Here is a 25,925-nt window from a genome sequence, read left to right as displayed (position 1 = left end):
CGTCCCGTCTCTCGGTTCAGTCGTCACACGCTGGTTTTCCCCATTCCTTGGGGCCAACATCACCAACCGTTAACAGCGACTGCCTCGTAGCCGCAGACATGATCGAACTCGACGACGTGCTGGCGGCCCGCGACCGCGTCGCGGACGTCGCCCGACACACACCCCTGGACTACTCCCACACGTTCTCCGACATGACGGGCGCCTCCGTCCACCTGAAACTGGAGTGCTTCCAGCGGACGGGGTCGTTCAAGATACGGGGGGCCACCAACCGCATCCGCACGCTCACCGACGAGGAGCAGGCCGCCGGCGTCGTCACCGCCTCCGCCGGCAACCACGCGCAGGGCGTCGCGCTCGCGGCGAGTCGCTCCGGCGTCGACTCCAAGGTCGTGATGCCCGAGACCGCCCCCATCTCGAAGGTGAAGGCGACCAGGAGCTACGGCGCGGAGGTCGTCCTCGACGGCGCGGACTACGACGAGGCACAGGCCTACGCCCACGAAATCGAGGACCGAGAGGGCCGCACGTACGTCCACGCCTTCGACGACGAGTACATCATGGCCGGGCAGGGGACGCTCGGCCTCGAGATCGTCGACGACCTCCCGGACCTCGACACCGTCGTCGTCCCCATCGGGGGCGGCGGCCTCATCTCGGGCATCGCGACTGCGGTGAAGGCCCACGACCCCGACGTTCGCGTCGTGGGCGTACAGGCCGAGGGTGCCTCCACCGTCGCCAGTTCCCTCGACAAAGGGGGTCCCCAGAGCGTCGACTCCGTCGACACCATCGCGGACGGCATCGCCGTCCGACGGGTCGGTGAGCGGACGTTCCCCGTCATCCGCGAGCGCGTCGACGAGGTGGTCACGGTCTCCGACGACGAGATCGCGACCGCGCTCGTCCTGCTGCTCGAGCGCGGCAAGACCCTCGTCGAAGGCGCCGGTGCGACGCCGCTGGCGGCGGTGCTCGAGCGGAAGTTCGACTACGAGGAGGGCGAGACCATCGTGCCCGCGCTCTGCGGCGGGAACATCGACCTCAACCTGCTCACCACGGTCATCATGCGCGGCCTCGTCGACCAGGGTCGCTACGTGAAACTGCGCACCGTCCTGAAGGACCGCCCCGGGTCGCTCAACGACCTGCTGGACGTCGTCGCCGACGAGCGCGCGAACATCTACGCCATCCAGCACGACCGCACGAACCGCGACATCGCGATGAACGCCACCGAGGTCGAACTCGACCTCGAGACTCGCGGCCCCGAGCACGTCGACGGGCTGCTCGACCGCATCCGCGAGGAGGGCTTCGAGGTGACCGTGCTCAACGGCCCGCGCCCGCAGAACTGACTGCGCGCTGTCCCGTCCGAGAGCGCCGGACTCCGTGGGTTTAAGGGGTGTGCACGCGAGCCACCGAGTATGAAGCGCATCATCGACACCCCCGACGCGCCGGCGGCGGTCGGCGCGTACAGTCAGGCGACGACAGACGGCAACCTCCTGTTCACTGCGGGCCAGATTCCCATGACCCCGGAGGGCGACCTCCTCGACGACGAGGCCATCGCCGTCCAGACCCGCCAGAGTCTCGAGAACGTGAAGGCCATCCTCGAGGACGAGGGGCTGACGATGCAGGACGTGCTCAAGGTGTCGGTGTTCATGGACGACATCCAGGACTTCGACGAGATGAACGACGCCTACAAGGAGTACTTCCAGGACAACCCGCCCGCCCGCTCCGCGGTCGAGGTCGCCAACCTCCCGAAGGGCGTCGGCGTCGAGATCGAGGCCATCGCCACCCAGCCACAGCACTAGGCATGGAAGCGCACACGAAGGGGAGTCTCCTCTGGGGTCTCGTCGGCGCGCTCGCCTTCCTCGTGCTCGCACAGGCGTACCTGCTCCTCGCGGACCGCAGTATCGGGTTCGGCCCAACGCTCGGCGTCGCTCTCGCCGTCTTCGCCGCCGCGACCGTCGCCTCCTACGCCCTCCACGACGCGGTGTACTGACGCCGAAGAGAAGGGTTTAAACGCCGGACCGAGGTACGGTAGTGTAGGCCGGGATGGCCGAATGGCAAAGCGCACGCCTGGAAAGCGTGTCCCCTTACGGGGTTCAGGGTTCAAATCCCTGTCCCGGCGCTTCTCTGTGGACTCACCGCCGAGCAACGCGGTTCATCGCGCTGGGAACGTGAGTCTGTGCGAGCGCCTCTGGGGTGGACGCTCTCGCGGTGACCGGGTTTATGGACGCAGTCGCCGTACTAGCGTGGTAGGTCTACTACTCGATGTCCACGGACTCCGATCCCAGCGGTGCGACGCTGTCGTACCGCAACATCCTGGAACGCGAGATGGAGAACGCCCTCAAGGAGGTCGGCCGTCCGCCCAGAGGACTGTTCCTCTCGGGCTTCTCGGCGGGGTTGAACCTGAGCTTCGGCGTGCTGTTCATGGCGATGGTGCTGACCTACTCCGGGGGGTTCGGCTCGGAGCTCACGAAACAGGTGACGCTGGCGGTGGTCTCGGCCGTCGCGTTCCTCTTCGTCGTCATCGGCCAGACCGAACTGTTCACCGCCCAGGCGACGATGGCCGTCATCCCGGTGCTCGACGGGCGCATCGGGCTCTCGAAACTGGGGCGGTTCTGGGGGATCATCTACGCCGCGAACCTGCTGGGCTGTGCCGGGTTCGCGGGACTGATCGCGGTTGTCGGCCCGGCGATGGGAGTCGTCGAACCGGGCGCGGTGGGGTCGCTGGCGGACGCGCTCACCGGACTCCCGTGGTGGGTCGTGCTCGCCAGTGCGGTCATCGCTGGCTGGCTGATGGGGCTGACCACCTGGCTGGCGGCCGCCAGCCGCGACACGATCGGGCGGGTGGTGGTCGTCCTGGTAATCACCGCGACCATCGGGTTCGGACCGTTCCACCACGTCATCCTGGGGACGACGGAGTTGCTGACGGCGATGCTGCTCGGGCAGGGGGTCGGGCCGGCGGCGTTCGGGGAGTTTCTGGTGCTGGCGACCGTCGGCAACGTCGTCGGCGGGTCGGTGTTCGTCGGCCTGCTCAACTACGGGCACATCGCGCTCGCGGGCGACGAGGCCGACGTCGACTTCGAGTCGGAGTAGCACGATTCTCGGCCGCCCCCGACCGCGTAGGGGCAGCGTGACGCGTTTAACTCGACCATAATCGGGAGTAGCCGACGTATAGTCAAGATGGCGTAGGCGCGGTGAGGTGGTATGGCCACGTGTAGCGAGAATCCGGCGGAGACGCTCGCGGACCTCGGGATGCTGGAGCGCCTGCGCTTCGAGGTGGCGGGCGAACAGTTCGAGGGGTACTCACACCGCAAACGCGTCGACGACGGCGAACTCTGGGTGGTGGTCCAGACCGAGGACGACCGCGTGTTCCGCATCGAGACCCAGTGGGCGAACGGCTGGCTCGAACCGCTGGTCGACGAGTACGACGGCGAGCGTGACACGACCGAACCCGTGGGGAACCTCTCCGACGTCGAGGCGCTCGGCTACGCCGCCGAGGAGGAGGCGTAGGGCGGGCGAACGCGGACCGGGCCGCCAGAGGATTACTTAAAACCCGTCTTTGCCGGGTTGGTTCGTGTGAACGACTGGCACACTATTTCGCTGCCTCGGCGAGATTGCAGGCGTTTCAGGCGCTCACTGGGAATGCACCCGCCCACTCCACGGCTGACGTGTGGGGAAGTTTTATATAGAATCACATTCAATCTATCCAGTACCTATGGCACAGCGAAACCGGATGCAGGGTCAGCCGATGATCATCATGGGCGACGACGCACAGCGCGTGAAGGACAAGGACGCCCAGGAGCACAACATCTCCGCGGCGCGCGCGGTCGCCGACGCGGTACGCTCCACGCTCGGCCCGAAAGGGATGGACAAGATGCTCGTCTCCTCGATGGGCGACGTCACCGTCACGAACGACGGCGTCACCATCCTCCAGGAGATGGACATCGACAACCCGACGGCTGAGATGATCGTCGAGGTCGCCGAGACACAGGAGGACGAGGCCGGCGACGGCACCACGACCGCGGTCGCCATCGCGGGTGAACTCCTCAAGAACGCCGAGGACCTCCTCGAGAACGACATCCACCCGACGGCCATCATCAAGGGGTACAACCTCGCCGCCGAACAGGCCCGCGAGGAGGTCGACGACATCGCCATCGCGGTCGACCCCGACGACGAGGACCTCATCCGGAGCGTCGCCGAGACCTCCATGACCGGGAAGGGCGCCGAACTCGACAAGGAACTCCTCTCCGGCATCATCTACGAGGCGATCAAGCAGGTCGCCGTCGACACCGAGGACGGCGACGTCGTCGTCGACGCAGCCAACATCAACATCGAGACCCAGACCGGCCGTAGCTCCAGCGAGTCCGAACTCCTCCGCGGCGCAGCCATCAGCAAGGACCCGGTCCACGACGGGATGCCCAGCGTCGTCGAGGACGCCCGCATCCTCCTCCTCAACGAGGCCGTCGAGGTCGAGGAGGCCGAGGCCGACACGAACGTCAACATCGAGAGCCCCGACCAGCTCCAGTCCTTCCTTGACCAGGAGGAACAGCAGCTCAAGGAGAAGGTCCAGCAGATCGTCGACACCGGCGCCAACGTCGTCTTCTGCCAGAAGGGCATCGACGACATGGCCCAGCACTACCTCGCGAAGGAGGGCATCCTCGCGGTCCGCCGCACGAAGAAGTCCGACATCGAGTTCCTGACGAACGTGCTCAACTCGTCCGTCGTCACGGACCTCGACGCGGCCAGCGAGGACGACGTCGCCAGCGGCTCCGTCACGCGCGACGACGAGGACGAACTGTTCTACGTCGAGGGCGACGACGACGAGGCCCACGGCGTCACCATCCTCCTGCGCGGCTCCACCGAGTACGTCGTCGACGAACTCGAGCGCGGTGTCACCGACGCGCTCGACGTGTCGGCCCAGACGCTCAGCGACGGTCGCGTGCTCCCCGGCGGCGGCGCCATCGAGGTCGAACTCGCGGACCGCCTCCGCAACTTCGCGGACTCCGTCTCCGGCCGCGAGCAGCTCGCCGTCGAGGCGTTCGCCGACTCCCTGGAGCTCGTCCCCCGCGTCCTCGCGGAGAACGCGGGCCTCGACTCCATCGACACGCTCGTCGACCTCCGCTCGGCCCACGAGTCCGGCGAGGAGCGCACCGGCCTGAACGTCCTCTCGGGCAACCTCGAGGACACCTTCGAGGCTGGCGTCGTCGAGCCCGCTCACGCCAAGGAGCAGGCCGTCACGAGCGCCTCCGAGGCCGCGAACCTCGTGCTCAAGATCGACGACATCATCTCCGCCGGCGACCTCTCCACCGACAAGGGTGACGACGAGGGCGGCGCCGGCGGCATGGGCGGCATGGGCGGCGGCATGGGCGGCATGATGTAAGATCGGTCTCAGACCGACTTCACGACAGCCGACAGAGCCCCGCTCGCTCACCGACACGCGACTTCTTTCGACGCGTCGCTGCACAGCGACGGCTGCGCGCTGGGAGGCCAGCGCGGCACTGTGCGGGCGGCGCGAACGTTGCTCCCGACGGCTACTTTATGTCCGTTCGCTGGTTACGAGGCACAATGACGCCGGACGAGGAACGGGTGGGCGATCACATCGACATCCTGCTGGTCGAACCCAACCCGGGGGACGCTCGGCTCTTCGCCGAATCGTTCAACGACGGGAAACTGCTGAACGAGATCTACACCGTCACCGACGGCGAGGCGGCCATCGACTTCGTCCAGCAGCACGGTGCGTACGCGGAGATGCCCCGACCCGACCTCGTGTTGCTCGAACCGCGGCTACCCGGGAAAGCCGGGATGGAGCTGCTGTCGGAACTGAAAGACGAGTCGGCGCTCTCGGACGTCCCCATCGTCGTCCTCTCGAGTTCCGACGTGGGCGAGGATATCGCCAGGTCGCACGGCCTCGACGCGGACTACTACATCCAGAAGCCGGTCGAACCGGAGGAGTTCATCCAGTTCGTGCAGTCCGTCGAGGAGTTCTGGCTGGCGGTCGTCCGGCACCCTGGAGAGGATTGAGCAGTCGTTCTGCCGTTGGACCGCCGGGCTACTCCTCGTCGATGTCGAGTTCGAACTGCTCGTTCTCGGCGGCGGCGTTCAGGACGACGCTCGTGTTGGACTCCTTGATGTCGGCGTCCGCGAGCAGTTCCTTGATGAGTGCGTTCATGTCGTCGGTGTCTTTGAACTTGCCGACGGCGACGACGTCGTAGTCGCCGGTCACCTCGTAGACGGAGACCATCTGCTTGTGACCGCGGAGACGACCGGTGATGTCCGGGAGTGCACCGCCCTCGACCTTGAGCTGGAGGATGGCGGTGACGTCGTAGCCGAGTTCGTCGTAGTTCACGATGGGCGTGTACCCCTGGATGACGCCGCCCTCCTCGAGGGTCTGGAGGTGGTTCGAGACGGTGGTGACGGAGACGCCGAGGTCCTCGCCGAGACTGCGGAGACTGGCGCGGCCGTCGCCGAGGAGTTCGTTCACGAGTCGCGCGTCGAGGTTCTCGTACGTCATACACCCCGATTGCCTCTCCCCCGTATAGAAGTTTACGAATGTCCAGTTCTGGACGCACAGGCTCATACTTACCCCGAGCGGTAACGATTTAACCGTGGATGTAGTCGTGTGTTCTGTCCATAGAAATGACGAACGACAACTCGGAACTCGACGAACGCGAGCAGGCGGTCGTCGAGAAGATTGACGAAGAGGGCATCGACTTCCTGCGTCTCCAGTTCACGGACATCCTCGGCACCGTGAAGAACGTCTCCGTCCCCGCCTCGCAGGCGGAGAAGGCGTTCCGCGAGGGTATCTACTTCGACGGGTCCTCGATCGACGGCTTCGTCCGCATCCAGGAGTCCGACATGCGCCTCAAGCCCGACTCCGAGACGTTCTCGGTGCTCCCGTGGCGGACCCGGGAGGGCGAGACCGGCGGCGCCGCCCGTCTCATCTGTGACGTCATCAACACCTCGACGGGCGAACCGTTCGAGGGCGACCCGCGCTACGTCCTGAAGCAGGCCCTCGACCGCGCGGAGGAGATGGGGTACACGGTGAACGCCGCGCCCGAACCCGAGTTCTTCCTCTTCGAGGAGGACGAGAACGGCCGCGCGACGACGAAGACCAACGACGCCGGCGGCTACTTCGACCTCGCGCCGAAGGACCTCGCGAGCGACGTGCGCCGGGACATCATCTACGGCCTCGAGGACATGGGCTTCGAGATCGAGGCCTCCCACCACGAGGTCGCCGAGGGGCAACACGAGATCAACTTCGAGTACGACGACGCCCTCACGACGGCCGACAACGTCGGGACGTTCCGCACGGTCGTCCGCGCTATCGCGGCCCAGCACGACCTCCACGCGACGTTCATGCCCAAGCCCATCCCGCGCATCAACGGGTCGGGCATGCACGCCCACTTCTCGCTGTTCACCGAGGACGGCACGAACGCGTTCCACGACGCCGACGACGAGTTCAACCTCTCCGAGGAGGCCAAACAGTTCACCGCCGGCGTCCTCGAACACGCGAAGGCGCTCGCGGCCGTCACGAACCCGACCGTGAACTCCTACAAGCGCCTCGTCCCGGGCTACGAAGCCCCGGTGTACGTGGCGTGGTCCGACCGCAACCGTTCGGCGCTCATCCGGAAGCCGGCGGCGCGCGTGCCCGCTGCCAGCCGCATCGAGGCGCGCTTCCCCGACCCGTCGTGTAACCCGTACCTCGCGTTCGCGGTGCTCATCCACGCCGGCCTCGACGGCATCGAGCGCGGACTGGACTGCGACGAACCGGTCCGTGAGAACATCTACGAGTTCGACGAGCAGAAACGCCAGGAGTACGGCATCGAGACGCTCCCGTCGAACCTCGGCGAGGCGCTGGACGCACTGGCCGAAGACGACGTCGTCACCGACGCGCTCGGCGAGCACGTCGCGGAGAAGTTCGTCGAGGCGAAGCGGTCGGAGTTCGACGACTACCGCGTCGACGTCTCCGACTGGGAACTCGACCGGTACCTCGAGACCTTCTGAAGCGCGGGCAGACCGACGAACCCGACTCCGGCGGCGACGTGGGCGGCCACGACTGCCGGAATCGGGGCGTCGAGCGCCAGCGTGGCTGCCGCCGCACTGCCCAGCAGCGCCAGCGCCACGAGCGTCGGCACCGTGCGTACGGGTCGTTCGAGCGCGTCACGCTCGGTGACCAGCCACCAGCCGACGAGGACACCGGCCGTCCCGCCGAGCGCGGCCATCGCGTCGTGGTGTGGCCCGACGAGAACGACGGCGGCGACCGCGGTGACGAACGCGACGCCGAACCCGTAGCCGACGCGGCGACGGGTGAGTGCGAGTAGGACGCCGACGAACGCGGCGCCGAGCGCGGCGCCAGCCACCACGTCCACGAGGTAGTGGACGCCGAGCGCGAGTCGCGTGAACGAGACGAAGGCGACCATCCCGGCCGCGGCCAGCAGCCGTCGGACGCGCGTACCGACGCCGACGAGCGCTGCGAGTCCCCCGTAGAACGCCGCCGCCCCCGTCGCGTGTCCGCTCGGGAAGCCGTTGCCCTCCTCGGCGATCAGCATCACCGTCTCCGGTGGTCGCGCCACGTCGAACAGCCCCTTCAGGAGGACGACGAGCGCGAGCGCGCCGATGCTCACCGCGAGCAGGCGCGCGCCGTCGCGTCTCGAGAGCAGCCCGCGGCGCGGGCCGAAGAGGTAGACGGCGGGCCCGAGTGTCGTGATGAGCCAGGTGCTCCCGAGGAAGGTGAGCACGGCCAGCACGACGACGAGCGAGCCTGGAACGCTCCCGGCGATCGCCTCGGCCACGCCGATTCCGCGCCCGGTCATGATCGCCACGAACGCACGCGGTCGGCGAGGCGACCCGGGAGGCCGATGGCGTTCGCGCCGAGGCCGAACAGCACCATCAGCGTGTAGAGGCCGAGGGTGGAGAGCCAGACGACGACCATCGCCAGGATCGCCCAGCCACCGCCGAGGTAGACGAACGCGCCGATGGTCATCGCCGTGCCGTACAGCAACACGAGGTACGGCCCCCAGCCCCGGGCGTGCCCGCGGCGCATCCGGGCGCGGACGTACCGCTTCAGGTCGCTCTCGAGGTCCTGCTTGCTCACGGTCTTCGCGTCCAGCTCCGCGCGCATCGCCTCGACTTCGGCGCCGAGTTCGGCGATGTCGGGCGCCTCCTCGGGGGGCGGGCGGGCGGATTCGTCGTCGTCGTCAGTTCGTCCCGACAACACAGCATTCAATACTGCACCGAGGGTGATAATTATGGCGCCAACGTAGAGCCAGGTCACCAGCAGCAGCGCCGCGCCGAGGAAGCCGTACACCTCCATCCCCCCGACGTACCCGGTGTAGACGCGGAAGGACTGGGAGAGGGCCGTCCACCCGAGGGCCGCGAACGTCGCCCCGGGGACTGCCTGCCGAACTGTCATCGGGACGTTCGGAAAGACGTAGTAGGCCGGCAGGAAGACGAGCGACAGCGAGACGAACAGCGTCGTCACCGTGGCGACGTTCACGTACGCGACGACGCCGAGCGACGGGACGAGGAAGCCGATGCCGACGGAGGCGACGACGGCCACCGCGATGGTGGCGAGCACGACGGTGGCGTCGGTCACCTGCTTCGGGAGCGACTCGATAGCCTGGACGCCGTAGATCCGGGAGAACGCCACGTCGAGGCCGCGGAACAGTTTCAGCCCGGACCACATCAACAGGGCGAGCCCGGCGGCCGTCGCGCTCACCTGTCCGCGGGCGCTCGTCAGCGCGTCGCGGACGACGTCCTGTCCGGTGTCGGTGAGGAACTGGTCGAGGTTCCCGACGACGGCGTCGACGAGCGCCTCCCCGCCGACGGCGGTGCCGACGGCGACGCCGAGCAACAGCAGGGGGACGATAGAGACGAACGCGTAGTACGCGACGGCGGCCGAGAGGAACGTCACCTGTTCGTCGCGCGCCGTCCGGACCATCTGCTTCAGGAGACCGATGGCGTTCCGGAGTCGGGTCACGTCGGTACGTTCGGCAGCCCTACCCATAAATCGGGTCGTGCGCGCGAACTGATGCATCCGTCGGTCAGCGGACGGCGGCCTCGACGTCGGCGAGCGTCCCGTCGGTCTTGAACGTCGTCCCCCCGAAGTGCGTCCGGGAGGCCGCGAGGCCGGCGTCTGTCAGTTCGTCGAGGAACTCGTCCATCCCGATCGCGGGTTCGGACCACTGCCTGTAGAGGCGGTGCTGGTCGAAGTGCGTTGGTTCGTGGAGTTCGCCCTCGACGGTGTCGAGGAGCTTCCGGGCGCGCTTCGCCGTCCCCATCTCGTCGGTGACCTGCTCGCGCACACTCGCCACGAACGCCTCGTCGTGGGCGGGACCGAGCCACAGCGGGCCGGCGGACAGCACCTGGTCGCCGCCGCAGTGTGGGCACTCGTCGCGCGGGTCGGCGATCAGGCCGTCCTCGTGTTCGCGGTGGAGACACTGCTGGCAGTGGTAGACGTACCCGAGTTCGTCGATAGCGCTGTTGGCGTCCGTCGCGCGGTGGGAGAGGTCGAGGTACGTCCGCACGTAGTGGTCGCTGACGTGGCTCAGGACGGGCGTGACGCCGACGTCGTAGCGCGCCGCGGTGCGCGCGAGCGCCGACAGCAACACCCGCAGCCCCATCTCCGCGTGGTACTCCGTATTCCGCGGGACTGCTCCGTACTTCCGCACGCCGGACTCGAAGTGCGCACCGCAGAGCGGGGCAGTGTCCGTCGCCGTGATGCAGACGAGGTTCCGGGCGTTGGCGAACGCCGCGTCCGCGAACGGGATCGGCGTCCCGAACGGGTCGACGTCCACGATGTCGAAGAACCGGTCGTCGTCGTACAGGAGGCTGTTGACGTTCCGCTCGACGACCTCGCCGTCGAGGCCGTTTCGCGCGAGGTTCGCCCGTGCGAGTTCCACGGCGTCCGGGTCGAGGTCGGCGAGCGTCGCGTCCCAGCCGTTCGCGGCCGCCCGGACGCCCCGGATGCCGCTGGCCGCCATCGCGTCGAGGTAGGTGGTCGCGCGTGGCTCGCGCTCCCGGTACGCCGCCAGCGTCGCGACCGTCACGTCCCGGTTGAGCTCCTGAGTCGGGTTGAAGAACACGCCGTCGTCGGCGCCCTCGCCGCCGCCGGACTCCCCTGGAACCTCGACCGTGACGCCGCCCTCCTCGACGAGCATACCGCTACTCGGTGGGGGTGCGAAAAAAGGGTCGTGGTTGCGAGGCCCGAGGCGCTACGCGCCTCGGAACGAGTGAGCGGGGAGTGAAACGACCCGTGAGCCGCGAGCCACGATGAAGAACGAACGAGCGGCTCAGCCGCCGACGTTCGTGGCGCGTTCGACGACGTCCGCACCGTACCGTTCTTCGAGTTCTTCGTGCTGGTCGGACCGGTGTTCGTAGACGTCTTGGAACAGCGTGATGGGCGTCTGGGCGGCCTGGTAGGTGGCTTCGTCCCACATCCGGTCCCGGCTCAGGTCGACTTCGACGTCGCCGACGGCGAGCGTCGTCGACTGCGTCATCGCGATGGCGCCCTTCCCGGACTCCTTGGCGGTCTCGAACGCCTCCATCGAGTCCACGATGTCGTCCATGCTCGGGACGTAGGACGTGCGGTCGAGCAGTTTCTCGTGGAGTTCGTCGCCGTCGAGTGTTCGCTCGTCGCCACCGACCCGGAGGACGTACTGGTCCTCGCCGGTCGCTTCGAGGGAGAGTGCGTTCCCGCGGTAGACCTGGCGGCCGTCCTCGGGGTCGAGTTCGACCGACTCGCCGTCGACGTCGAGCAACCAGCGCCCGGACTCGGGCGGGAGCGGTGCGGTGTTCGCCACCTCGACCTGGGTCGGGGTGAGCGACCAGATGCCGGTCATCCCCTTCGCGCGGTTCTCCCGCATGCGCTCGCGGTAGCCCTCGACGTCCCGGATGTCGTCGTAGGGGCCGTCGACGGCGACGAGGCCGGCGGCGCTGGCGCCCCGAGACGTGTTGTGCCGCAGTTCGGGCCACGGTGGGAGTTCGCCGGTCGGCGTCATCGCGCGCATGTCCTTCGTGTAGTCGACCTCGCCGTCGACGAGGAGGAACAGGCGTTCGAGGTTGTTCTCGGACTTGCCGATCTCCTCGCGGAGGTCGCCCATCGCGAGTTCGGCTTCCCCGCTCTCGACGATGACGGACATCGAGAGCGAGCGGGGGTCGAGGCCGTGTTCGTGCTCGACGATGGTGAGGCACTCGTCGGCCTTCTTCCAGTCGTCGACGCCACCGACCTCCGGAATCACGAAGCCGTCGATGTACTCACTGGCGCCGTTCTGGGGGTCGGCGATGTCGAGAGCGTGTTGGAACCCGCGGTAGCGGGTCTGGGGGTCGTCGCGGTGCCAGACGATGCGGGGGTGGATCTCGCCCGGGAAGTCGGCGCCGTGCTCGGCGACGACGTCGACGACGTTCTCTACCCCTTCGTCGCGCATCGAGGGGGCGGTGGCGTCCTCGTTGTCCGGCACCCAGACGTCCGGCGCCTGCATGCCGCGGAGCTGGGCGGCCCGGCGGAGCAGCTTCGCGGAGTCGTCCTCGCCCTCCACGGCGGTCGGGGACGTGAAGAACGTCCGGACGAACTCGCGGTCGTAGTGGCGCGCGGTCGGGTCAGTCATCGTCTCCGGTTTCCTGGGCCGTGATGGGGTCGGCGTCGTCCTCGGAGAACCCCTCGGAGTTCTCGATGCGCCGGCGGGCCTCCGGGTCGAACTCCGTCTCGATGTCCTGGTACCGGGACACCTGGGAGAGTTCGTGGTGGCTCTCCGTCTCGTGGCCGAGGTAGCGGTCCTCGAGGTCGAACTGCGCCTGCTCGGCGTTCTCCTGGACGTTCGCCATGTCCTCGTAGACGGCGTGGGCGCCCGAGTGGAGCGCGTACAGCGTCACGAAGATGTAGTTGTAGCCGAGGCCGCCGAGTTCGGAGAACGTCAGCGGGTCGTCCTGTTCGCTCCACGCGAACGACGACGAGTAGTTGAACGCGAGGTCGAGGTCCGGGTGGGTCTCGTGGATGGTCTCGGCGTACTCGACGGCGTCCTCGCGGGAGGGGTCGGGCATCTCGGGCCAGACGATGTCGACGCCGGCGTCGGCGTAGATGCGGCCGCGTTCGAGGTGTTCCTCCCAGTCGCCGTTCGCGGAGCCGTAGGCGTCCGTGCGCGCGATAACGACCGTGTCCTCGCTCTGTCTGGCGTCCACTGCGGCCTCGAAGCGCGCGCGGGCCTTCTCCCGGGAGACGATCTGCTTGCCAGCGATGTGCCCACAGCGCTTGGGCGTCGTCTGGTCCTCGATGTGGACGGCGGCGACGCCCGCCTTCTCGTACTCCCGGACGGCCCGCCGGACGTTGTGGATGCCGCCGTAGCCCGTGTCGCAGTCCGCGACGACGGGGAGGTCGGTGGCGTCGACGATGCGCTTGGCGTTCTCGACCATCTCCGTCATCGACACCATCTCGAGGTCCGGGAGGCCGAACTGGCCGAGCACCGTCGAGTAGCCGCTCATGTACGCGGCGTCGAGGCCCGCCATCTCGGCGAGGCGGGCGTCCAGCGCGTGGTAGAGGCCGGGGGCGAACACGTACTCCTGTTCGTCGATTTTCTCGCGGAACTCACGGCCCGCGGGGTTGTCGAGGTCTCGTCGCGTGTAGTCGGTGTCGTCAGTCATCGGTGGGTGGGAGTCGGTGGCTCTGGACGGTCTCTTCGAGGCACTGCTGGCGGTCGGCGTCCGTTCTGAGGTCTGGCACGACTGGCATGCCGGTGTTCTCGATGTCGGTGTATCGGGGCATCAGGTGGGTCTCCGTCGGTCTCTGGGTGGTCGGCGGGTGGTGCGAGTCCGTTCGTGGCTGTGTGCTGCGAGCACGACGACCAGACAGGCGGCGGTGACGCGAATAAAGTTAATGAATAATCATGCAGGTATGTGGAAAAGGGTATTAATAATCATTAAGGATTGCTGCTGGGCCAACCGAACCGGCTAAACCACGGCCCGTTCAACAGGGGGGCGTGCCCGAGGTCGACGACTGGCGGGCGTCACTCGCCGCCGAAGGCGAACTCACCGCCCCCATCACCGAGCGTCTCCTCGCCGAACACGGAGACCGCGGCCAGCGAGCCATCGAAGCCGCCAGCGAGGGCCGCGTCAAACAGTACAACGACTTCACCGTCGTCGTCGGCCACGAAGACGAGTACATCATCGAGGACGGCGGCTGCACCTGTCGCGACAGCCAGTACAACCTCGCGGCCGACGAGTTCTGCTGGCACGCTCTCGCCGTCGACGTCGCCGAAGGCGTCGAGGAGGTCGACCACCACGACATGTTCTACAGCGAAGTCCGGGATTTCCTCTAAAATCCCACTTTTTGCTCTGCGTGGGGCGCGCTGCGCGCGCCCCACTCGGCAAAAACTTGGGGAAAAGCACTCCTCGCTCCTGCCGCTCGCTACGCTCGCGTTAGTCGCTCGTCGGCCGCTGTTCGCTCGCAGGGGGAACCGCTTCGCTCGGGCTCTTCGAGCTGCTCGCTCGCGGATGCTGGTCGTCGGTTGGGCGGGTAGGGCTCGACTGACTGGGTCGCGTCGTTACTGCTCGGCGCAGATGTCCACGAAGTTCCGGAGGATCCGGAGTCCGGTCTCGCCGGACTTCTCGGGGTGGAACTGCGTGCCGAAGACGTTGCCCTCGTCGTTGGCAACGATGGAGGGGAACCGCGTACCGTACTCCGTCTCCGTGACAGCGTGGTCGTCGCTGTCCAGTTCGGCGTAGTAGGAGTGGACGAAGTAGGCGTACTCGCCGTCGACGCCCTCGACCAGCGGGTGGTCGCGAACGACGTCCAGGTCGTTCCAGCCCATGTGGGGAACCTTCACGTCGCCCTTGAAGCGGACGTTGCGCCCCGGAATCAGGTCGAGGCCGCGAGCGTCGCCCTGTCCCGCGCGCTCGGCCTCCTCGCTCTCGGTCAGCAGCATCTGCATCCCGAGACAGATGCCGAACACCGGGCGGCCGCCCGCGGCGGCGTCGACGAGCGCGTCCCGGAACGGGCCGGCGTTCTCCATCCCGTCGCCGAACGCGCCGACGCCCGGCAGGACGATGCCGTCCGCGTCGTCGAGGGCGGCCGGGTCGTCGACGACGGAGACGTCGGCGTTCGCGCGCTCCAGCCCGCGCGTGACGCTGCGGAGGTTCCCGAGGCCGTAGTCCACGACGACGACGGACGCGGCCGTCTGCTCGGGTGGCGGCGTACTCATAGCTCACCTAGGACGACCCGCCGCAAGTCCCTTTCCCTCCGAACGATGCCTGCCGGCTCCCCGTCGCCCCCCGGCGGTACGGATCCCTCGCGAGGGTCGTTGTGTCGTCTGTATACGGCTGTAAATGGTATGGAAAGGTTTTTGACGATTCTAACGAATTTTTGCCTGTATTTCCCATGGACCGACGAAAGTTCCTCAAGGCGGCCGGCGCAGCGGGTGCCGCTGGTCTCACGGCAGGATGTCTCGGACAGTTCGGTAGTCAGCCGTACGTCGACGGCGACGTCCGCTTCCTGATGTCACCGACCGAACCGCAGGACCAGATGACGGCGCAGTACGAACCCGTCCAGGAACGCCTCGCGGAGACCATCGACGCAGTCGACGAGGTCGACATCAAGTACGCAGCGAACTACGCGGCGACGCTCAACGCCCTCGACTCCGGCACCGCGGACGTCGCGGAGACGGGGCCGTTCGCGGCCGCGCTCGGCGTCAACTCCGAGAAGGCCGACATCATCCTCCAGCGGGAGGCGTACGGCGGCTGGACGTACAAGTCCGTCATCGTCACCCGCGAGGACTCCGACATCGAGTCGCTGTCCGACCTCGAGGGAGAGACGGTCGCGTTCGCCGACGCGCTCTCGGCGTCCGGCTCGCTATACCCCCTGTACATGCTGAAGGACGCTGGCCTCGAGATTCCCGACGAACCCGGCAGCCCGGCAGGCGCGAACTTCGACCCGAACTGGTCGAGCCACGCGTCCGCGATGGAGGCACTCCGCAACGAGCAGGCCGCCGCAGCGGGCGTCGGCTACTTCATCGCCTCGGGCGACGAGAGCGAGTACGCGGAGGGTATCCGAGAGGTCGCCTCCGAGGACGGCATCCCGCGCGCGCCCATCGTCGTGAGCCCGAAGCTCTCGGACGACGAGAAGGACACCATCACGAAGGCGTTCACGGAGGCATCCGACGAGATGTACTACGGTGCCGACGGCGAGGAAGGCACCGAGGACGACATCTGGTTCTCCGGCGTCCGCGAACGCGGCGTCGACACGTACCAGCCCGTCATCGACGTGGCCCAGGAACTGGGCTACAGCGAGGACGTCTTCGGGGACGCCGACGAATAACGAAGTCGCCGAACTGAGAAACATAACATTTTGGCCTATTCAGGCCAGCCTCCTACAACAACGAGAGAATGGCGACAGTAACCGCATCGGGCGTCACCAAGGTCTACGGCGAGGACACGGTGGCGTTGAACGACGTATCATTCGAGATTCCCGACGGCGAGTTCGTGGTCTTGCTCGGGCCGTCGGGCGCGGGAAAATCGACGCTCCTCCGGATTCTCAACGGCCTGACGCAACCGACCGAGGGCACCCTCTCTATCGGCGACGAGGTGGTCACGGGCACCCGTTCGGACGTGGCGATGGTGTTCCAGATGCACTACCTCGTCGAGTCGATGAGCGCGTACCGGAACTCGCTGACGGGCGCTCTGAACCGCACGGAGACGGTCGACAGCGTCCTCACGCACTACGACGAGCCGGACAAGGAGATGGCGCTGAACGCCCTCGACACCGTCGGCCTGCTGGAGGAGGCCGACCAGCGCGCCGGGTCGATGTCCGGCGGGCAACAGCAGCGCGTCGGCATCGCTCGCGCACTCACGCAGGACCCGGGCCTGCTGCTGGCCGACGAACCGGTCGCCAGCCTCGACCCACGGGCCGCCCAGGAAGTGATGCAGTACCTGAAGGACGCCGCGACCGAACGCGACCTGACGTCGATCGTCTCGCTCCACCAGGTGAACATCGCCCGCGAGTTCGGCGAACGGTTCATCGGCCTCCGCGACGGTGAAGTCGTCTTCGACGGCGGGAAAGAAGACCTGACGATGGACGTCGTCGACCGCATCTACTACGGCGACGGCGACACCACCGACCACGGCGTCGAACACATCACGGGGAACTGATAATGGCGTCAAGCGACATCAAACGAGTCAAGGACAGGATCGAACGAAAACAGCGCCGACGCCGGATCCTCGGCGCGCTCGGCATCTTCTTCGTGGCGGGGGCGACCGCACTCGGGATGCGGTACGTCGGGTTCACCGTCGCAGAACTGATCCGACAGTTCCCCATCTGGCTGAGTTTCGTCGCCGAGTTCCTCAACCCGGACTTCGTCGACTTCACGCTCGCGTCGAAGAGCCAGGGCGTCAGCGGCCTCGACGGCCTCTGGTACAGTCTCACCCACCCCAGTACCATCGTCGAGAGCGCAGGGGCGACCCAGTCCAGTGGATCGGTGCTCGTCGCGGCAGCCGTCATGACCATCATCGTCGGCTTCACCGGCACCGTGCTGGGATTCCCGCTCGCGCTCCTCCTCGGCGTGCTCGGCTCCGAGCGCGTCACGCCGTTCCCGTTCAACTTCATCTTCCGCGGCACGATGTCGACGATTCGCGCCGTGCCGTCGCTCGTCTGGATCCTCATCTACATCCCGCTGTTCGGTATCAGCCCGAAGTCCGCCATCTTCGCCATCGCGACGGACACCATCGGTAACCTGGGCCGCCTGTTCACGGACGAACTCGAAGAGATCAACGACGGCCCCATCGAGGCCATCAGTTCGACGGGCGCGAACCGCCCGCAGACGGTCATCTTCGGGATGCTTAGTCAGGTCTCGTCGTCGTTCATCGCGTGGACGATGTACGTCCTCGAGATCAACACCCGCATCGCCATCAGCCTCGGCGTCGTGGGCGCCGGCGGTCTCGGCCAGTACATCAGCCTGAAGATCCAGTTCGGCACCCCGGACGCCTACGCGCAGGCGGCCGCCGGCCTGCTGATGGTCGTGCTCATCGTCATCAGCGTCGAACTGCTCTCCTCGCGCATCCGCGCCCGCCTCCGCCCCGGCGAGACCCAGGAGACGTCGTTCTTCGACGCCGTCAAGGGGCTGTTCGACGCCGACAAGTGGACCGGCCGCTCCTCGGATTAGTACTCCCCCAGCCGGGACTGTCCACCCTCGACTCCAGCCATCGTCGCCGCCTTCTCGATGGTCTCGCGGAACGCCTCCTTCTGGCTCGCGTCGTACAGCGTCGCCGCCGGGTGGAGACAGAGCAACACGTCCCGTGGCTCGCCGCCGAGTTCGACACGCTCGACGTCGCCCGTCTCCGAGGTGACCGCGACGCTGCGTCCGAGTAGGTGTTCGCCCGGCACCTTCCCGAGCGTGACGAGCACCTCGGGAGCGACGAGTTCGACCTCGCGTTCGAGGTACGGCCGACAGTTGTTCAGCTCCTCCTTCGTGGGGTCGCGGTTCTCGGGCGGTCGGCAGCGCACGCAGTTCGTGATGCGGACGTCCGCCCGTTCGAGGCCGGCGTCGGCGAGCGCGGCGTCGAGGACGCTGCCGCTCCGCCCGACGAACGGTGCGCCCTGTTCGTCCTCGTTGGCGCCCGGCCCCTCGCCGACGAACAGGACGTCGGCGTCCGCGGGCCCGGCGCCGTTGACGATCTGCGAGCGGGACTCGACGAGTTCCTCGCACTTCGTGCACCCGGTCACCTCGAGGCCGTCCATGCTGTCCATGGGTCGGCTACCACGCGGGCGCTGTTAAGCGTTCGTCGTCGCCGTACTGGCAGGGACTCAGGCGTAGTCGTCGGCCGCCCGCGCCGCCAGCCGCGCCACCCGCAGCGGCTCCGGCCGGCCACCCTCCGGCGTGAACGACTCGACCACGTTCGCCGGGTCCTCACAGCCGACGGCACGCACGAACACCCGCTCCCCGTTCACGTCGACAGCCTGGCGGTCGGGCTGGGCGTCGTAGACGGCGAGTCGCCGGTCGCGCTCGTCGCCCTCGAACGCCTCCGCGATGGCGTCCTCGAGCCCGGGACTCGCCTCGAAGGAGACCGAGAGCACGGGGCGGTCGACCGCCTCGTGGACGGCGTGGAGGTCCACGACGTTGAACCACGCCGGCGCGATGCCCGACACGAGGACGTACCGGACGTCCTCGCGGTCGAGGCTCCGGTAGACATCGACGACGGCGTCGGTGCTGTCGGTACCGCCGACCGTACACGACGAGAACGAGAAGCCGTCGACGACCCGGGACGCACGGACTACGGTGCCGGCGAGCGTCGAGCGGTCGCCACGGTAGGATTCGGCGACGCCGAGCGCCCGCGTCCCGGTCTTCACGGCGCTACTGCTCTTTGATGTCCTGCAGGCGGTCGAGCAGTTCGTCATTCGACGCCCCGATCTCGTAGCTCACGTCCCCCGCGTGTTCGAACTCGCCCGTGTCCAGGCTCTCCTCGGTGTCGATGTCCTCGGAGTCGAGAGACTGGTTGTCCTGTTCGGATTCGTCGTAGCTCCCGAAGCCCATGTTCGTGGGTACGAGTGGCCTCCACAAAAATTCCCCGCCGGTTTAAGGGGCCAGCGCGCCACCACCACACCATGAACGTGGAACACGTCACGAGCGACGCGGAGACGTTCACCTGCAACGCCTTCCTCGCGCTCGACGGCCACCCGACACTCGTCGACGCGGGCGCCTACGACGGCGTCGTCGACGAGATTCGACGCCACACGGACACCCTGGACGCCGTCGTGCTCACCCACCAGCACGGCGACCACGTCCAGCAACTCGAGGCCGTCTGTGAGGCCTTCGACCCCGACGTGTACGCCTACGACGACCACCCGCTGCGGACCCACGAACTCGCCGACGGCGACAGCGTCACTATCGGCGACGACGAGTTCGAGGTGGTGTACACGCCCGGGCACGCCCCCGACCACGTCTCGTTCGTCTCGGAGACGGCGCTGTTCTCCGGGGACGTCGTCGTCCACGACGACGGCGCCTTCGACGACGGGAGCTTCGGCCGCACGGACATGGCCGGGCAGTCCCGCGACCGGCTGATCGAGAGCATCCGGGAGCTGCTCGACCGCATGCCCGACGGCGATGGCGTCGGGGAGATGTACTCGGGCCACGGGAGCGTCTTCGAGGGCGACGTGCGGGCGGTCGTCGAACGAGCGCTGGAGCGCGCCGAGCGCCGCGAACCGAAGTACCCCGACGAGTAGCCTGGCAGGGACTGTCAGACCACGGGAACCCTTTTTCTGTCGCTCGACGTCTCTGTACGTATGCCCGGCCGACCATTCATCTCCGGCGACACGGTCGACCTCTGTGCGGTCGACGAGGACGACCTGGCGTTCCTCCAGGACACGCTCAACGACCCCGCCGTGTGGCGCATGCTCAGTTCCCGCACGCCGCTCACCGAGAGACAGGAACGTCAGTGGTACGAGCAACGCGCGAGCGCCGACAACGGCGACGTGAACTTCGTCGTCGCCGTCGACGGCGACCCCGTCGGCAGCCTCGGCGTCCACGGCGTCGACAGCGTCAACGGGAGCGCGGAACTCGGCATCTTCCTCGCCGAGGAGCAGTGGGGGAACGGCTACGGCACGGAAGCCGGCCGTCTCGCCACGGACTACGCGTTCGACCAGCACCGGCGCCACCGCGTCGTCGCGCGGGTGTTCGAGGGCAACGAGGCCTCGGCGCGCATCTGGGAGAAACTCGGCTACGAACTGGAGGGCACCCACCGCGACCAGGTGTACGCGAACGGCGAGTACCTCGACGTGCGGTACTACTCGGTGCTCGAAGACGAGTGGGACGGCGAGAAGTAGCGGTTACGTCGAACGCGTCTCCTTGGCTTTCGGACGGAGCTTCTTGTAGCCGCACTTCCGGCAGCTCTCGGCGTCCTTCGGGTTCCGCGCGTTGCATCGCATGCAGATCTGCTTGCCCAGCAGACGGTCCTCGATGGTCTCGGTCATGCACCCGGGTTCGCCCGCGCCGCGTTTAAGCGGTTCGGAACGGACCGGTGGTCACGACGCCACCTCCACGTCGAACTTGCGCCGCCAGCGGCCGCCGATCACAGCCGTGCCGCCAGCCGTTCGCGGAGTATCGTCCGGTGGCAGCGCTTCTCGTCGGTGTTCTCGAAACAGACGAGCGCCAGCGACTCCCCCGCCCGGAGGCGCTCTTCGAGCGCCGCGACGGCAGCCCGCGCCCCGGGGTCGCTGTCGAGGTACTCGCGGTACCGCTCGGCGAAGTCGACGTCCGCCCACGCACGCTGGTTCGCCGCCGCGTCGTCGACGCCCCGGGACTCGAGTTCGCTCTCGCGGGACTTCGCGTCGTCCAGCAGTTCCTCGGGCGGGGCGACGGCGGACACGTTCTCGTCGACGGTCGCGGAGAACCAGCCGGTCGGCCGCCGCACCACGCCCACGAGCGTCGCGTCCGCGGGCAGGTCGGCCTGGTCGTGCTGGAGCGCCGCCACGTACGTGTCGAACAGTTCCCCGGTCATCTCTGCGCTGTCGTTCCCTACTGCTCGCCGGCGTCCAGATAGTCCTGTTGCACGTCGACCACCTCGGCGGAGTCCGCACACTCGCTGTACCGGCGGAGGGGCTCCTCGTTCAGTTCGAGGAACGTGTGTCCCCAGCGGAACTTCGCGAGGATGCGCTCGGCGTGCTCGCGCTCCCCGAGGATGCAGAGGGCGCCGGCGAACGCTTCCACGGTGTTGAGCTGGAACGGTCGCCCGTAGTTCACGGGGTTGGCGGCGACGAGGAACGGGAGCGCGCGGTGTTCACCCTTCATCTCGAACATCGCGCGCCCGGCCGTCTCCCACGAACAGTCGAGGGCGACCAGATTGGTGTACTCGGCGTCCGCGGGCGAGAGCGCCTGCTCGGCGTGCGGGTTCAGGACCACGCCGTAGGGCGTCGCGCGCGCCGACTCGTGGAGGGCGGCCATGTCGAAGCGCGCCAGCTTCCGGGCCGTGCACTTCTCGGGGTCGTCGTCGCCCTCGTACCTGACGTGGAGGTCCACGGACTCGGTTGTAGTCGGTCGGGCAAAAGCACCCCGCTCGACTGGAGGACGTTTCGCGGTTCAGCCCACTCTGGCGCTACAGCTGCGTAGAAAGCCCCGGCACGCTCGCGGTCGCTCGCTTGCTGCGCGCCTCACTCCCGTTGGTCGTTGCGGTGCTAGCGGCGCGAGGTGACCAGATGAACGCGAGCGTGCCGCCCCTTTCGGTCCGCCCACTACCGACTGTGGCGGACGCCGATACCGGCCCCCGGTTTCTTGTCCGGCGGCGCCCTCGCTGGTGGTATGGACGCCGCCGCCCTCGCCCAGGCATATTACGACGCCATTGACGACGGCAACTACGAGGCGCTCGCTGACGTGCTCGCACCCGGTTTCGAGCACATCCGGCCGGACCGCACGCTCTCGGGTCGGGAGGCGTTCGTCTCGTTCATGCGCGACGACCGCCCGCGGACGGACACCCGCCACGTCGTCGACGCGGTCTACGAGGGCCGGGACGGCGTCGCCGCTCGCGGCCGTCTTCTCGACACGGGGGGAGAACTGTTCGCGTTCGTCGACGTCTTCGAGGTGGGTGGAGACCAGATCACGGGACTGCGGACCTACGCGAGTTCGGCGTCCTCGACCGCAGGGAACACCTCCTCCTCGTAGAACTCGAAGAACGACTCCTGGTCGGGGCCGACCTGGTGGACGTAGACGTGGTCGTAGCCCGCGTCGACGGCCTCACGGATGCTCTCGACGTGGGCCTCGGGGTCCGGGCTGGTGACCATGCTCCCCTCGCGGATGTCCTCCTCGGAGACCATCTGGGTCGCCTGCTCGAAGTGGACGGGCGTCGGCAACTGGGCGCTCAACTCGCCGGGGAGCGCGTCGTTCGGCCACCACTCGTGGGCCGTCTCGACGGCTTCCTCCTCGGTCTCGGCGTAACACATCTGCAACTGGGTGTACCGCGGCCCCTCGCCGCCTTCCTCCTCCCACGTCTCGACGGTGTCCTGGGGTCCGACGCTCCAGAAGCCGTCGCCGATGTCGGCGGCCGTCCTCGCCGCGGCGTCGCCGTACGCGGAGACGTGGATCGGCGGCTGCTCGTCGGGGACCGTGAACAGGCGCGCGTTTTGGACGGTGTAGTGGTCGCCGTGGTGGTTCACCTGCTCGCCGGTCCAGAGTTTGCGGACGACGTCGACGGCCTCCTCGAGCATCTCCAGGCGGACCGCGTGCTCGGGCCAGTGGTCACCGAGGACGTGCTCGTTGAGCAACTCGCCCGTGCCGACGCCGAGCGCGAACCGTCCCGGCAGCATCTCGGCGACGGTCGCCCCCGCCTGCGCGACGTTCGCCGGGTGGTAACGCACGATGGGGCAGTTCACGCCGACGCCGACCGGGATGTCGTCGGTGGCGTGGGCGATGCCGCCGAGCGTCGTCCAGACGAACGGGCTCTCGCCCTGCTGGCTCGTCCACGGGTGGAAGTGGTCCGAGATGCCGAGGAAGTCGAAGCCGACGTCCTCGGCGCGGGCCGCGTTCTCCACGAGGTCGTTCGGCGGGTGTTCCTCGCTGGAGAGCGCGTAGCCGAGTTCCACCATCTACGGCCACCTCCCGGGTTGGGTTCGTACCATCGGCTCTCCAGTTCGGCACGAACCGGAAAGAGTGTAGTTTCAGGTTAGTTTCGCTCGCCGTCGAAGCGGTGTCCGCAATCAGTTCGTGGCTTCGACGACGATGGTGCCGCCGGGGGCGTCCGGGTGGGCGCTGCAGTGGAACTCGTAGCGGCCCTCGTACCGGAACTCGTGGGTGTGCTCGTGGCCGGCGTCCTGAGCGCCCGTGCCCTCCCACGCCGCGTCCTGTGGCTGGTCGTCGACGACGATGCTGTGTCCGTCGGACCGCCAGACGAACGTGACCTCGGTGCCCGGCCGGACGATGGCGACAGGGTCCGTCCCCGGAACGAACTCGGCGTCGTCGTCTGGTCCCACGTCGATGGATGGGGTACTGGACAGGACGACCGTGTCCCCGAGCGGTCGCCGCTCGGCGTCGCCCACGACGACTGTCCCCCGCATCCCCATCGGCTCGTGCGCGACGCAGGCGTAGTCGTAGACGCCGGGCTCGTCGAACGTGTGTTCGTGGACGTGCCCCTCGTCGTAGAACGTGTCGTCGCCGCCCTCGGTTCCGCGCCAGTCGTTGGCACCATGGGCGGCGTCGGGGTCGATGTTGTGGGTACTCGTCTTCCACTCCCAGCGCACGACGTTGCCCGGTGCGATCTGCACCTCGTCGGGGTCGAAAACCAGCGACCCGCCCGGACCGACGTCGACCGTGTGCACGGCTGGCGTTCCGCTCCGAGTGGTCGCCGTGGAACTGGTCTGGTCGGCGCCGTCACGCTCCCCCTCCTCGTTCACAGCGTCGTCGTTCTGGGACGGCAGGCCCTCGCCGACGCACCCTGCGAGCGTAGTTGCGGTCCCGAGTGTTGCGGCTAGTTCGAGAAACCGTCGGCGTCCCTGTTTCCCACGAACCATGGCAATCTAGTCGGTTCGTCGTTTCACCGCGTGGACAAAAACGTACCGCCGCCGCCCCTATTCGCGCTCGCCGTCGCCGAGCGCGCTCTCGCCGACCTTCTGCGTACCCTCGATGACCTCCTGGCCGTTCATGTACGGCTGGAGCGCTTCGGGCACGTCGACGGTGCCGTCGTCGTTCTGGTAGTACTCGAGGATGCCGACCATCACGCGCGGGATGGCGAGGCCCGACCCGTTCAGCGTGTGGAGGTACTCCGCGCTCTCGTGGCGCTCGGGCCGGTAGCGGATGCCCGCGCGACGCGCCTGGAAGTCCTCGAAGTTCGACACCGACGAGACTTCGAGCCAGCGGCCGCCCTCCGCGGGGCCGTCGTCCATGTCGTCGCCGGGCGCCCACACCTCGATGTCGTACTTCTTCGCCTGCGTGAACCCGAGGTCGCCCGTGCACATCTCGAGGATGCGGTACGGGAGTTCGAGGCGCCGGAGCACCTCCTCTGCCTCGTCGACGAGGCCCTCGAAGCGCTCGTAGGACTCCTCGGGTTCGACGAAGTTCACCATCTCCACCTTGTTGAACTGGTGGACGCGGACGATGCCCCGCGTCTCCGTGCCGTGCTCGCCAGCCTCCCGCCGGAAGTTCGGGGTGTACGCCTGGTGTTTCAGCGGGAGGTCCTCGCTGAGCAGGATCTCGTCGCGGTACATGTTCGTCACCGGCACCTCGGCGGTCGGGAGCAGCCAGAGGTCGTCGTCCTCGTAGTCGGCCTCGTTGACGTCGCCGACGCGGTAGGCGTCCTCCACGAACTTCGGGAACTGGCCGGTCCCCTCCATCGACTTCGAGTTCACCGGGATGGGTGGGAACAGGTCGACGTACTCCTGCTCGCGGTGGACGTCGAGCATGAACTGGACGAGCGCGTGTTCGAGGCGGGCGCCCGCGCCCTTCGCGAAGTAGAAGCCGCCGCCCGACACCTTCGCGCCGCGCTCGAAGTCGAGGACGTCGAGGTCCTCGCCGAGGTCGTAGTGGGGGACCACCTCATCGGGGAGGTCGCGCAGGTCGTCGAAGCCCTCGCGGCGGCGCTCGACGTTCTCCGTCTCGTCGGCTCCGACGGGGACGTCGTCGTCGGGGACCATCGGGAGGGTGAGCAGCTTCCGCTCGAGTTCGGCCTCGAGTTCGTCGGCGCGGGCCTCGACCTCCTCGAGTTCCGATTTCAGCTCCTGGGAGCGGTCGATGGCCTCCTGGGCGGCGTCCTCGTCGCCCTCCTGTTTGAGCTGACCGATCTTCGAGGAGACCTCGTTGCGCTCGTGGCGCAGCGTGTCCCCGCGGCTCTTGAGTTCCCGCCACTCCTCGTCGACCTCCAGAATCCGGCTCAAGTCCGCGTCGACGCCCTTCTTCGCGAGGGCGTCGCGGACCTCATCTGGGTGCTCCCGGACGAACTGTCTGCTCAGCATTTTCCTGTTGGTTCACCGGGACGCGGCAAGAACG

General features: G+C 67.6%; 32 protein-coding genes and 1 tRNA gene. 16 read left to right on the top strand and 17 right to left on the bottom strand.

Features of this window, described 5'->3' with window-relative positions:
* Positions 1 to 98: 98 nt before the first annotated feature.
* The 8 genes from ilvA to LT965_RS05540 all read left to right on the top strand — a co-directional run bounded on the left by ilvA (position 99) and on the right by LT965_RS05540 (position 6,003).
* On the top strand, positions 99 to 1,328 hold the full coding sequence (gene ilvA / locus LT965_RS05575) for a threonine ammonia-lyase (protein WP_232703029.1): 1,230 nt from the start codon (positions 99 to 101) through the stop codon (positions 1,326 to 1,328).
* Between the two features lie 69 nt (positions 1,329 to 1,397).
* The gene (locus tag LT965_RS05570) at positions 1,398 to 1,784 is read left to right on the top strand and encodes a Rid family detoxifying hydrolase (RefSeq protein WP_232703028.1); all 387 of its coding nucleotides are present in this window, start codon (positions 1,398 to 1,400) and stop codon (positions 1,782 to 1,784) included.
* 2 nt (positions 1,785 to 1,786) lie between these two features.
* Positions 1,787 to 1,975, top strand: coding sequence for a DUF7981 family protein (locus LT965_RS05565; protein ID WP_232703027.1), 189 nt, complete (start codon positions 1,787 to 1,789; stop codon positions 1,973 to 1,975).
* A 47-nt stretch (positions 1,976 to 2,022) separates the two neighbouring features.
* Positions 2,023 to 2,104: transfer RNA gene (locus tag LT965_RS05560), tRNA-Ser, on the top strand.
* Positions 2,105 to 2,247: 143 nt separating this feature from the next.
* Positions 2,248 to 3,075 (top strand): formate/nitrite transporter family protein, encoded by an 828-nt coding sequence (locus tag LT965_RS05555; protein WP_232703026.1) that lies wholly within the window; start codon positions 2,248 to 2,250, stop codon positions 3,073 to 3,075.
* A gap of 111 nt (positions 3,076 to 3,186) precedes the next feature.
* Complete coding sequence (locus tag LT965_RS05550; RefSeq protein WP_232703025.1) at positions 3,187 to 3,492, top strand: hypothetical protein; 306 nt, start codon at positions 3,187 to 3,189, stop codon at positions 3,490 to 3,492.
* Between the two features lie 205 nt (positions 3,493 to 3,697).
* A complete protein-coding gene (gene thsB / locus LT965_RS05545) occupies positions 3,698 to 5,362 on the top strand; it encodes a thermosome subunit beta (protein ID WP_232703024.1) in 1,665 nt (554 codons plus the stop codon).
* A 185-nt stretch (positions 5,363 to 5,547) separates the two neighbouring features.
* Positions 5,548 to 6,003 carry a response regulator gene (locus LT965_RS05540; RefSeq protein ID WP_232703023.1) on the top strand — a complete coding sequence of 152 codons (456 nt, stop codon included), beginning with the start codon at positions 5,548 to 5,550 and terminating at the stop codon, positions 6,001 to 6,003.
* Positions 6,004 to 6,031: 28 nt separating this feature from the next.
* Here the strand turns inward: LT965_RS05540 and lrp are convergent, their stop codons facing one another.
* On the bottom strand, positions 6,032 to 6,493 hold the full coding sequence (gene lrp / locus LT965_RS05535; protein ID WP_232703022.1) for an HTH-type transcriptional regulator Lrp: 462 nt from the start codon (positions 6,491 to 6,493) through the stop codon (positions 6,032 to 6,034).
* Positions 6,494 to 6,618: 125 nt separating this feature from the next.
* On the opposite strand from lrp, the gene glnA reads away from it, so the two are divergent.
* The gene (glnA, locus tag LT965_RS05530; RefSeq protein ID WP_232703021.1) at positions 6,619 to 7,986 is read left to right on the top strand and encodes a type I glutamate--ammonia ligase; all 1,368 of its coding nucleotides are present in this window, start codon (positions 6,619 to 6,621) and stop codon (positions 7,984 to 7,986) included.
* Here glnA and LT965_RS05525 read toward each other — a convergent pair.
* The 6 genes from LT965_RS05525 to LT965_RS16560 all read right to left on the bottom strand — a co-directional run bounded on the left by LT965_RS05525 (position 7,932) and on the right by LT965_RS16560 (position 13,738).
* Positions 7,932 to 8,795 carry a phosphatase PAP2 family protein gene (locus tag LT965_RS05525; protein WP_232703020.1) on the bottom strand — a complete coding sequence of 288 codons (864 nt, stop codon included), beginning with the start codon at positions 8,793 to 8,795 and terminating at the stop codon, positions 7,932 to 7,934. The two genes, glnA and LT965_RS05525, sit on opposite strands and share 55 nt — an antisense overlap.
* Positions 8,792 to 9,961, bottom strand: a complete 1,170-nt coding sequence (locus LT965_RS05520; RefSeq protein WP_232703019.1) for a YihY/virulence factor BrkB family protein — start codon at positions 9,959 to 9,961, stop codon at positions 8,792 to 8,794. The genes LT965_RS05525 and LT965_RS05520 overlap by 4 nt, the downstream gene beginning before the upstream one ends.
* Positions 9,962 to 10,025: 64 nt before the next feature.
* Entirely contained in the window at positions 10,026 to 11,141 is a 1,116-nt protein-coding gene (locus LT965_RS05515; RefSeq protein ID WP_232703018.1) for a tRNA (guanine(26)-N(2))-dimethyltransferase, read from the bottom strand.
* 132 nt (positions 11,142 to 11,273) lie between these two features.
* Positions 11,274 to 12,587, bottom strand: coding sequence for a malate synthase AceB (gene aceB / locus LT965_RS05510; protein WP_232703017.1), 1,314 nt, complete (start codon positions 12,585 to 12,587; stop codon positions 11,274 to 11,276).
* Positions 12,580 to 13,617, bottom strand: coding sequence for an isocitrate lyase (aceA, locus tag LT965_RS05505; RefSeq protein ID WP_232703016.1), 1,038 nt, complete (start codon positions 13,615 to 13,617; stop codon positions 12,580 to 12,582). Before aceA ends, aceB begins: the two co-directional genes overlap by 8 nt.
* Positions 13,610 to 13,738 carry a hypothetical protein gene (locus LT965_RS16560; RefSeq protein WP_269782712.1) on the bottom strand — a complete coding sequence of 43 codons (129 nt, stop codon included), beginning with the start codon at positions 13,736 to 13,738 and terminating at the stop codon, positions 13,610 to 13,612. Before LT965_RS16560 ends, aceA begins: the two co-directional genes overlap by 8 nt.
* Before the next feature lie 214 nt (positions 13,739 to 13,952).
* Between LT965_RS16560 and LT965_RS05500 the strand changes: the two genes are divergently transcribed.
* A complete protein-coding gene (locus tag LT965_RS05500; protein ID WP_232703015.1) occupies positions 13,953 to 14,291 on the top strand; it encodes an SWIM zinc finger family protein in 339 nt (112 codons plus the stop codon).
* A 225-nt stretch (positions 14,292 to 14,516) separates the two neighbouring features.
* On the opposite strand, the gene hisH is transcribed toward LT965_RS05500, so the two are convergent.
* Positions 14,517 to 15,173: an imidazole glycerol phosphate synthase subunit HisH gene (gene hisH, locus LT965_RS05495; protein ID WP_232703014.1), complete on the bottom strand. Its 657-nt coding sequence runs from the start codon at positions 15,171 to 15,173 to the stop codon at positions 14,517 to 14,519.
* 176 nt (positions 15,174 to 15,349) lie between these two features.
* Between hisH and phnD the strand changes: the two genes are divergently transcribed.
* From phnD to LT965_RS05480, 3 genes are all read left to right on the top strand, one after another.
* Entirely contained in the window at positions 15,350 to 16,285 is a 936-nt protein-coding gene (gene phnD, locus LT965_RS05490; RefSeq protein WP_232703013.1) for a phosphate/phosphite/phosphonate ABC transporter substrate-binding protein, read from the top strand.
* 68 nt (positions 16,286 to 16,353) lie between these two features.
* Entirely contained in the window at positions 16,354 to 17,115 is a 762-nt protein-coding gene (locus tag LT965_RS05485; RefSeq protein ID WP_232703012.1) for a phosphonate ABC transporter ATP-binding protein, read from the top strand.
* Between the two features lie 2 nt (positions 17,116 to 17,117).
* Positions 17,118 to 18,125 (top strand): PhnE/PtxC family ABC transporter permease, encoded by a 1,008-nt coding sequence (locus tag LT965_RS05480; protein ID WP_232703011.1) that lies wholly within the window; start codon positions 17,118 to 17,120, stop codon positions 18,123 to 18,125.
* On the opposite strand, the gene LT965_RS05475 is transcribed toward LT965_RS05480, so the two are convergent.
* The 3 genes from LT965_RS05475 to LT965_RS05465 are packed head-to-tail and all read right to left on the bottom strand — an operon-like array spanning position 18,122 to position 19,493.
* Positions 18,122 to 18,709 carry a uracil-DNA glycosylase gene (locus tag LT965_RS05475; RefSeq protein ID WP_232703010.1) on the bottom strand — a complete coding sequence of 196 codons (588 nt, stop codon included), beginning with the start codon at positions 18,707 to 18,709 and terminating at the stop codon, positions 18,122 to 18,124. The two genes, LT965_RS05480 and LT965_RS05475, sit on opposite strands and share 4 nt — an antisense overlap.
* A gap of 57 nt (positions 18,710 to 18,766) precedes the next feature.
* Positions 18,767 to 19,309, bottom strand: coding sequence for an endonuclease dU (locus LT965_RS05470; RefSeq protein ID WP_232703009.1), 543 nt, complete (start codon positions 19,307 to 19,309; stop codon positions 18,767 to 18,769).
* A gap of 4 nt (positions 19,310 to 19,313) precedes the next feature.
* Positions 19,314 to 19,493 (bottom strand): DUF5786 family protein, encoded by a 180-nt coding sequence (locus tag LT965_RS05465; RefSeq protein ID WP_232703008.1) that lies wholly within the window; start codon positions 19,491 to 19,493, stop codon positions 19,314 to 19,316.
* Between the two features lie 71 nt (positions 19,494 to 19,564).
* Between LT965_RS05465 and LT965_RS05460 the strand changes: the two genes are divergently transcribed.
* Both LT965_RS05460 and LT965_RS05455 read left to right on the top strand, forming a co-directional pair.
* Positions 19,565 to 20,182: an MBL fold metallo-hydrolase gene (locus LT965_RS05460; protein WP_232703007.1), complete on the top strand. Its 618-nt coding sequence runs from the start codon at positions 19,565 to 19,567 to the stop codon at positions 20,180 to 20,182.
* Between the two features lie 60 nt (positions 20,183 to 20,242).
* Complete coding sequence (locus LT965_RS05455; protein WP_232703006.1) at positions 20,243 to 20,782, top strand: GNAT family N-acetyltransferase; 540 nt, start codon at positions 20,243 to 20,245, stop codon at positions 20,780 to 20,782.
* A 3-nt stretch (positions 20,783 to 20,785) separates the two neighbouring features.
* Here LT965_RS05455 and LT965_RS05450 read toward each other — a convergent pair whose 3' ends face one another.
* From LT965_RS05450 to LT965_RS05440, 3 genes are all read right to left on the bottom strand, one after another.
* Positions 20,786 to 20,929, bottom strand: a complete 144-nt coding sequence (locus LT965_RS05450) for a 50S ribosomal protein L40e (protein WP_232703005.1) — start codon at positions 20,927 to 20,929, stop codon at positions 20,786 to 20,788.
* A gap of 98 nt (positions 20,930 to 21,027) precedes the next feature.
* Positions 21,028 to 21,456, bottom strand: a complete 429-nt coding sequence (locus LT965_RS05445; RefSeq protein ID WP_232703004.1) for a DUF488 domain-containing protein — start codon at positions 21,454 to 21,456, stop codon at positions 21,028 to 21,030.
* A 17-nt stretch (positions 21,457 to 21,473) separates the two neighbouring features.
* On the bottom strand, positions 21,474 to 21,974 hold the full coding sequence (locus tag LT965_RS05440; RefSeq protein WP_232703003.1) for a DUF367 family protein: 501 nt from the start codon (positions 21,972 to 21,974) through the stop codon (positions 21,474 to 21,476).
* Between the two features lie 279 nt (positions 21,975 to 22,253).
* Here LT965_RS05440 and LT965_RS05435 point away from each other — a divergent pair, with 279 nt between their 5' ends.
* Complete coding sequence (locus LT965_RS05435; protein ID WP_232703002.1) at positions 22,254 to 22,613, top strand: nuclear transport factor 2 family protein; 360 nt, start codon at positions 22,254 to 22,256, stop codon at positions 22,611 to 22,613.
* On the opposite strand, the gene LT965_RS05430 is transcribed toward LT965_RS05435, so the two are convergent.
* The 3 genes from LT965_RS05430 to serS form a co-directional block, all read right to left on the bottom strand.
* Positions 22,565 to 23,533 carry a TIGR03557 family F420-dependent LLM class oxidoreductase gene (locus LT965_RS05430; RefSeq protein WP_232703001.1) on the bottom strand — a complete coding sequence of 323 codons (969 nt, stop codon included), beginning with the start codon at positions 23,531 to 23,533 and terminating at the stop codon, positions 22,565 to 22,567. The two genes, LT965_RS05435 and LT965_RS05430, sit on opposite strands and share 49 nt — an antisense overlap.
* A 111-nt stretch (positions 23,534 to 23,644) precedes the next feature.
* Positions 23,645 to 24,337: a plastocyanin/azurin family copper-binding protein gene (locus LT965_RS05425; RefSeq protein ID WP_232703000.1), complete on the bottom strand. Its 693-nt coding sequence runs from the start codon at positions 24,335 to 24,337 to the stop codon at positions 23,645 to 23,647.
* Between the two features lie 174 nt (positions 24,338 to 24,511).
* Entirely contained in the window at positions 24,512 to 25,891 is a 1,380-nt protein-coding gene (serS, locus tag LT965_RS05420) for a serine--tRNA ligase (protein WP_232702999.1), read from the bottom strand.
* Between the last annotated feature and the right edge of the window lie 34 nt (positions 25,892 to 25,925).

The sequence above is a fragment of the Halobacterium wangiae genome, assembly GCF_021249345.1.
Classification (GTDB): domain Archaea; phylum Halobacteriota; class Halobacteria; order Halobacteriales; family Halobacteriaceae; genus Halobacterium; species Halobacterium wangiae.
The sequence above is the reverse complement of the archived record's forward strand: the minus strand, read 5'-3'. Positions and strand labels throughout refer to the sequence as shown.

Excerpts from the sequence above, each read along its gene's own strand:
- ilvA (WP_232703029.1), top strand. The coding sequence starts at position 99 with ATGATCGAACTCGACGACGTGCTGGCGGCCCGCGACCGCGTCGCGGAC.
- LT965_RS05570 (WP_232703028.1), top strand. The coding sequence starts at position 1,398 with ATGAAGCGCATCATCGACACCCCCGACGCGCCGGCGGCGGTCGGCGCG.
- LT965_RS05565 (WP_232703027.1), top strand. The coding sequence starts at position 1,787 with ATGGAAGCGCACACGAAGGGGAGTCTCCTCTGGGGTCTCGTCGGCGCG.
- LT965_RS05555 (WP_232703026.1), top strand. The coding sequence starts at position 2,248 with ATGTCCACGGACTCCGATCCCAGCGGTGCGACGCTGTCGTACCGCAAC.
- LT965_RS05550 (WP_232703025.1), top strand. The coding sequence starts at position 3,187 with ATGGCCACGTGTAGCGAGAATCCGGCGGAGACGCTCGCGGACCTCGGG.
- thsB (WP_232703024.1), top strand. The coding sequence starts at position 3,698 with ATGGCACAGCGAAACCGGATGCAGGGTCAGCCGATGATCATCATGGGC.
- LT965_RS05540 (WP_232703023.1), top strand. The coding sequence starts at position 5,548 with ATGACGCCGGACGAGGAACGGGTGGGCGATCACATCGACATCCTGCTG.
- lrp (WP_232703022.1), bottom strand. The coding sequence starts at position 6,493 with ATGACGTACGAGAACCTCGACGCGCGACTCGTGAACGAACTCCTCGGC.
- glnA (WP_232703021.1), top strand. The coding sequence starts at position 6,619 with ATGACGAACGACAACTCGGAACTCGACGAACGCGAGCAGGCGGTCGTC.
- LT965_RS05525 (WP_232703020.1), bottom strand. The coding sequence starts at position 8,795 with ATGACCGGGCGCGGAATCGGCGTGGCCGAGGCGATCGCCGGGAGCGTT.
- LT965_RS05515 (WP_232703018.1), bottom strand. The coding sequence starts at position 11,141 with ATGCTCGTCGAGGAGGGCGGCGTCACGGTCGAGGTTCCAGGGGAGTCC.
- aceB (WP_232703017.1), bottom strand. The coding sequence starts at position 12,587 with ATGACTGACCCGACCGCGCGCCACTACGACCGCGAGTTCGTCCGGACG.
- aceA (WP_232703016.1), bottom strand. The coding sequence starts at position 13,617 with ATGACTGACGACACCGACTACACGCGACGAGACCTCGACAACCCCGCG.
- LT965_RS16560 (WP_269782712.1), bottom strand. The coding sequence starts at position 13,738 with ATGCCCCGATACACCGACATCGAGAACACCGGCATGCCAGTCGTGCCA.
- hisH (WP_232703014.1), bottom strand. The coding sequence starts at position 15,173 with ATGAGTACGCCGCCACCCGAGCAGACGGCCGCGTCCGTCGTCGTCGTG.
- phnD (WP_232703013.1), top strand. The coding sequence starts at position 15,350 with ATGGACCGACGAAAGTTCCTCAAGGCGGCCGGCGCAGCGGGTGCCGCT.
- LT965_RS05485 (WP_232703012.1), top strand. The coding sequence starts at position 16,354 with ATGGCGACAGTAACCGCATCGGGCGTCACCAAGGTCTACGGCGAGGAC.
- LT965_RS05480 (WP_232703011.1), top strand. The coding sequence starts at position 17,118 with ATGGCGTCAAGCGACATCAAACGAGTCAAGGACAGGATCGAACGAAAA.
- LT965_RS05475 (WP_232703010.1), bottom strand. The coding sequence starts at position 18,709 with ATGGACAGCATGGACGGCCTCGAGGTGACCGGGTGCACGAAGTGCGAG.
- LT965_RS05465 (WP_232703008.1), bottom strand. The coding sequence starts at position 19,493 with ATGGGCTTCGGGAGCTACGACGAATCCGAACAGGACAACCAGTCTCTC.
- LT965_RS05460 (WP_232703007.1), top strand. The coding sequence starts at position 19,565 with ATGAACGTGGAACACGTCACGAGCGACGCGGAGACGTTCACCTGCAAC.
- LT965_RS05455 (WP_232703006.1), top strand. The coding sequence starts at position 20,243 with ATGCCCGGCCGACCATTCATCTCCGGCGACACGGTCGACCTCTGTGCG.
- LT965_RS05450 (WP_232703005.1), bottom strand. The coding sequence starts at position 20,929 with ATGACCGAGACCATCGAGGACCGTCTGCTGGGCAAGCAGATCTGCATG.
- LT965_RS05445 (WP_232703004.1), bottom strand. The coding sequence starts at position 21,456 with ATGACCGGGGAACTGTTCGACACGTACGTGGCGGCGCTCCAGCACGAC.
- LT965_RS05435 (WP_232703002.1), top strand. The coding sequence starts at position 22,254 with ATGGACGCCGCCGCCCTCGCCCAGGCATATTACGACGCCATTGACGAC.
- LT965_RS05430 (WP_232703001.1), bottom strand. The coding sequence starts at position 23,533 with ATGGTGGAACTCGGCTACGCGCTCTCCAGCGAGGAACACCCGCCGAAC.
- serS (WP_232702999.1), bottom strand. The coding sequence starts at position 25,891 with ATGCTGAGCAGACAGTTCGTCCGGGAGCACCCAGATGAGGTCCGCGAC.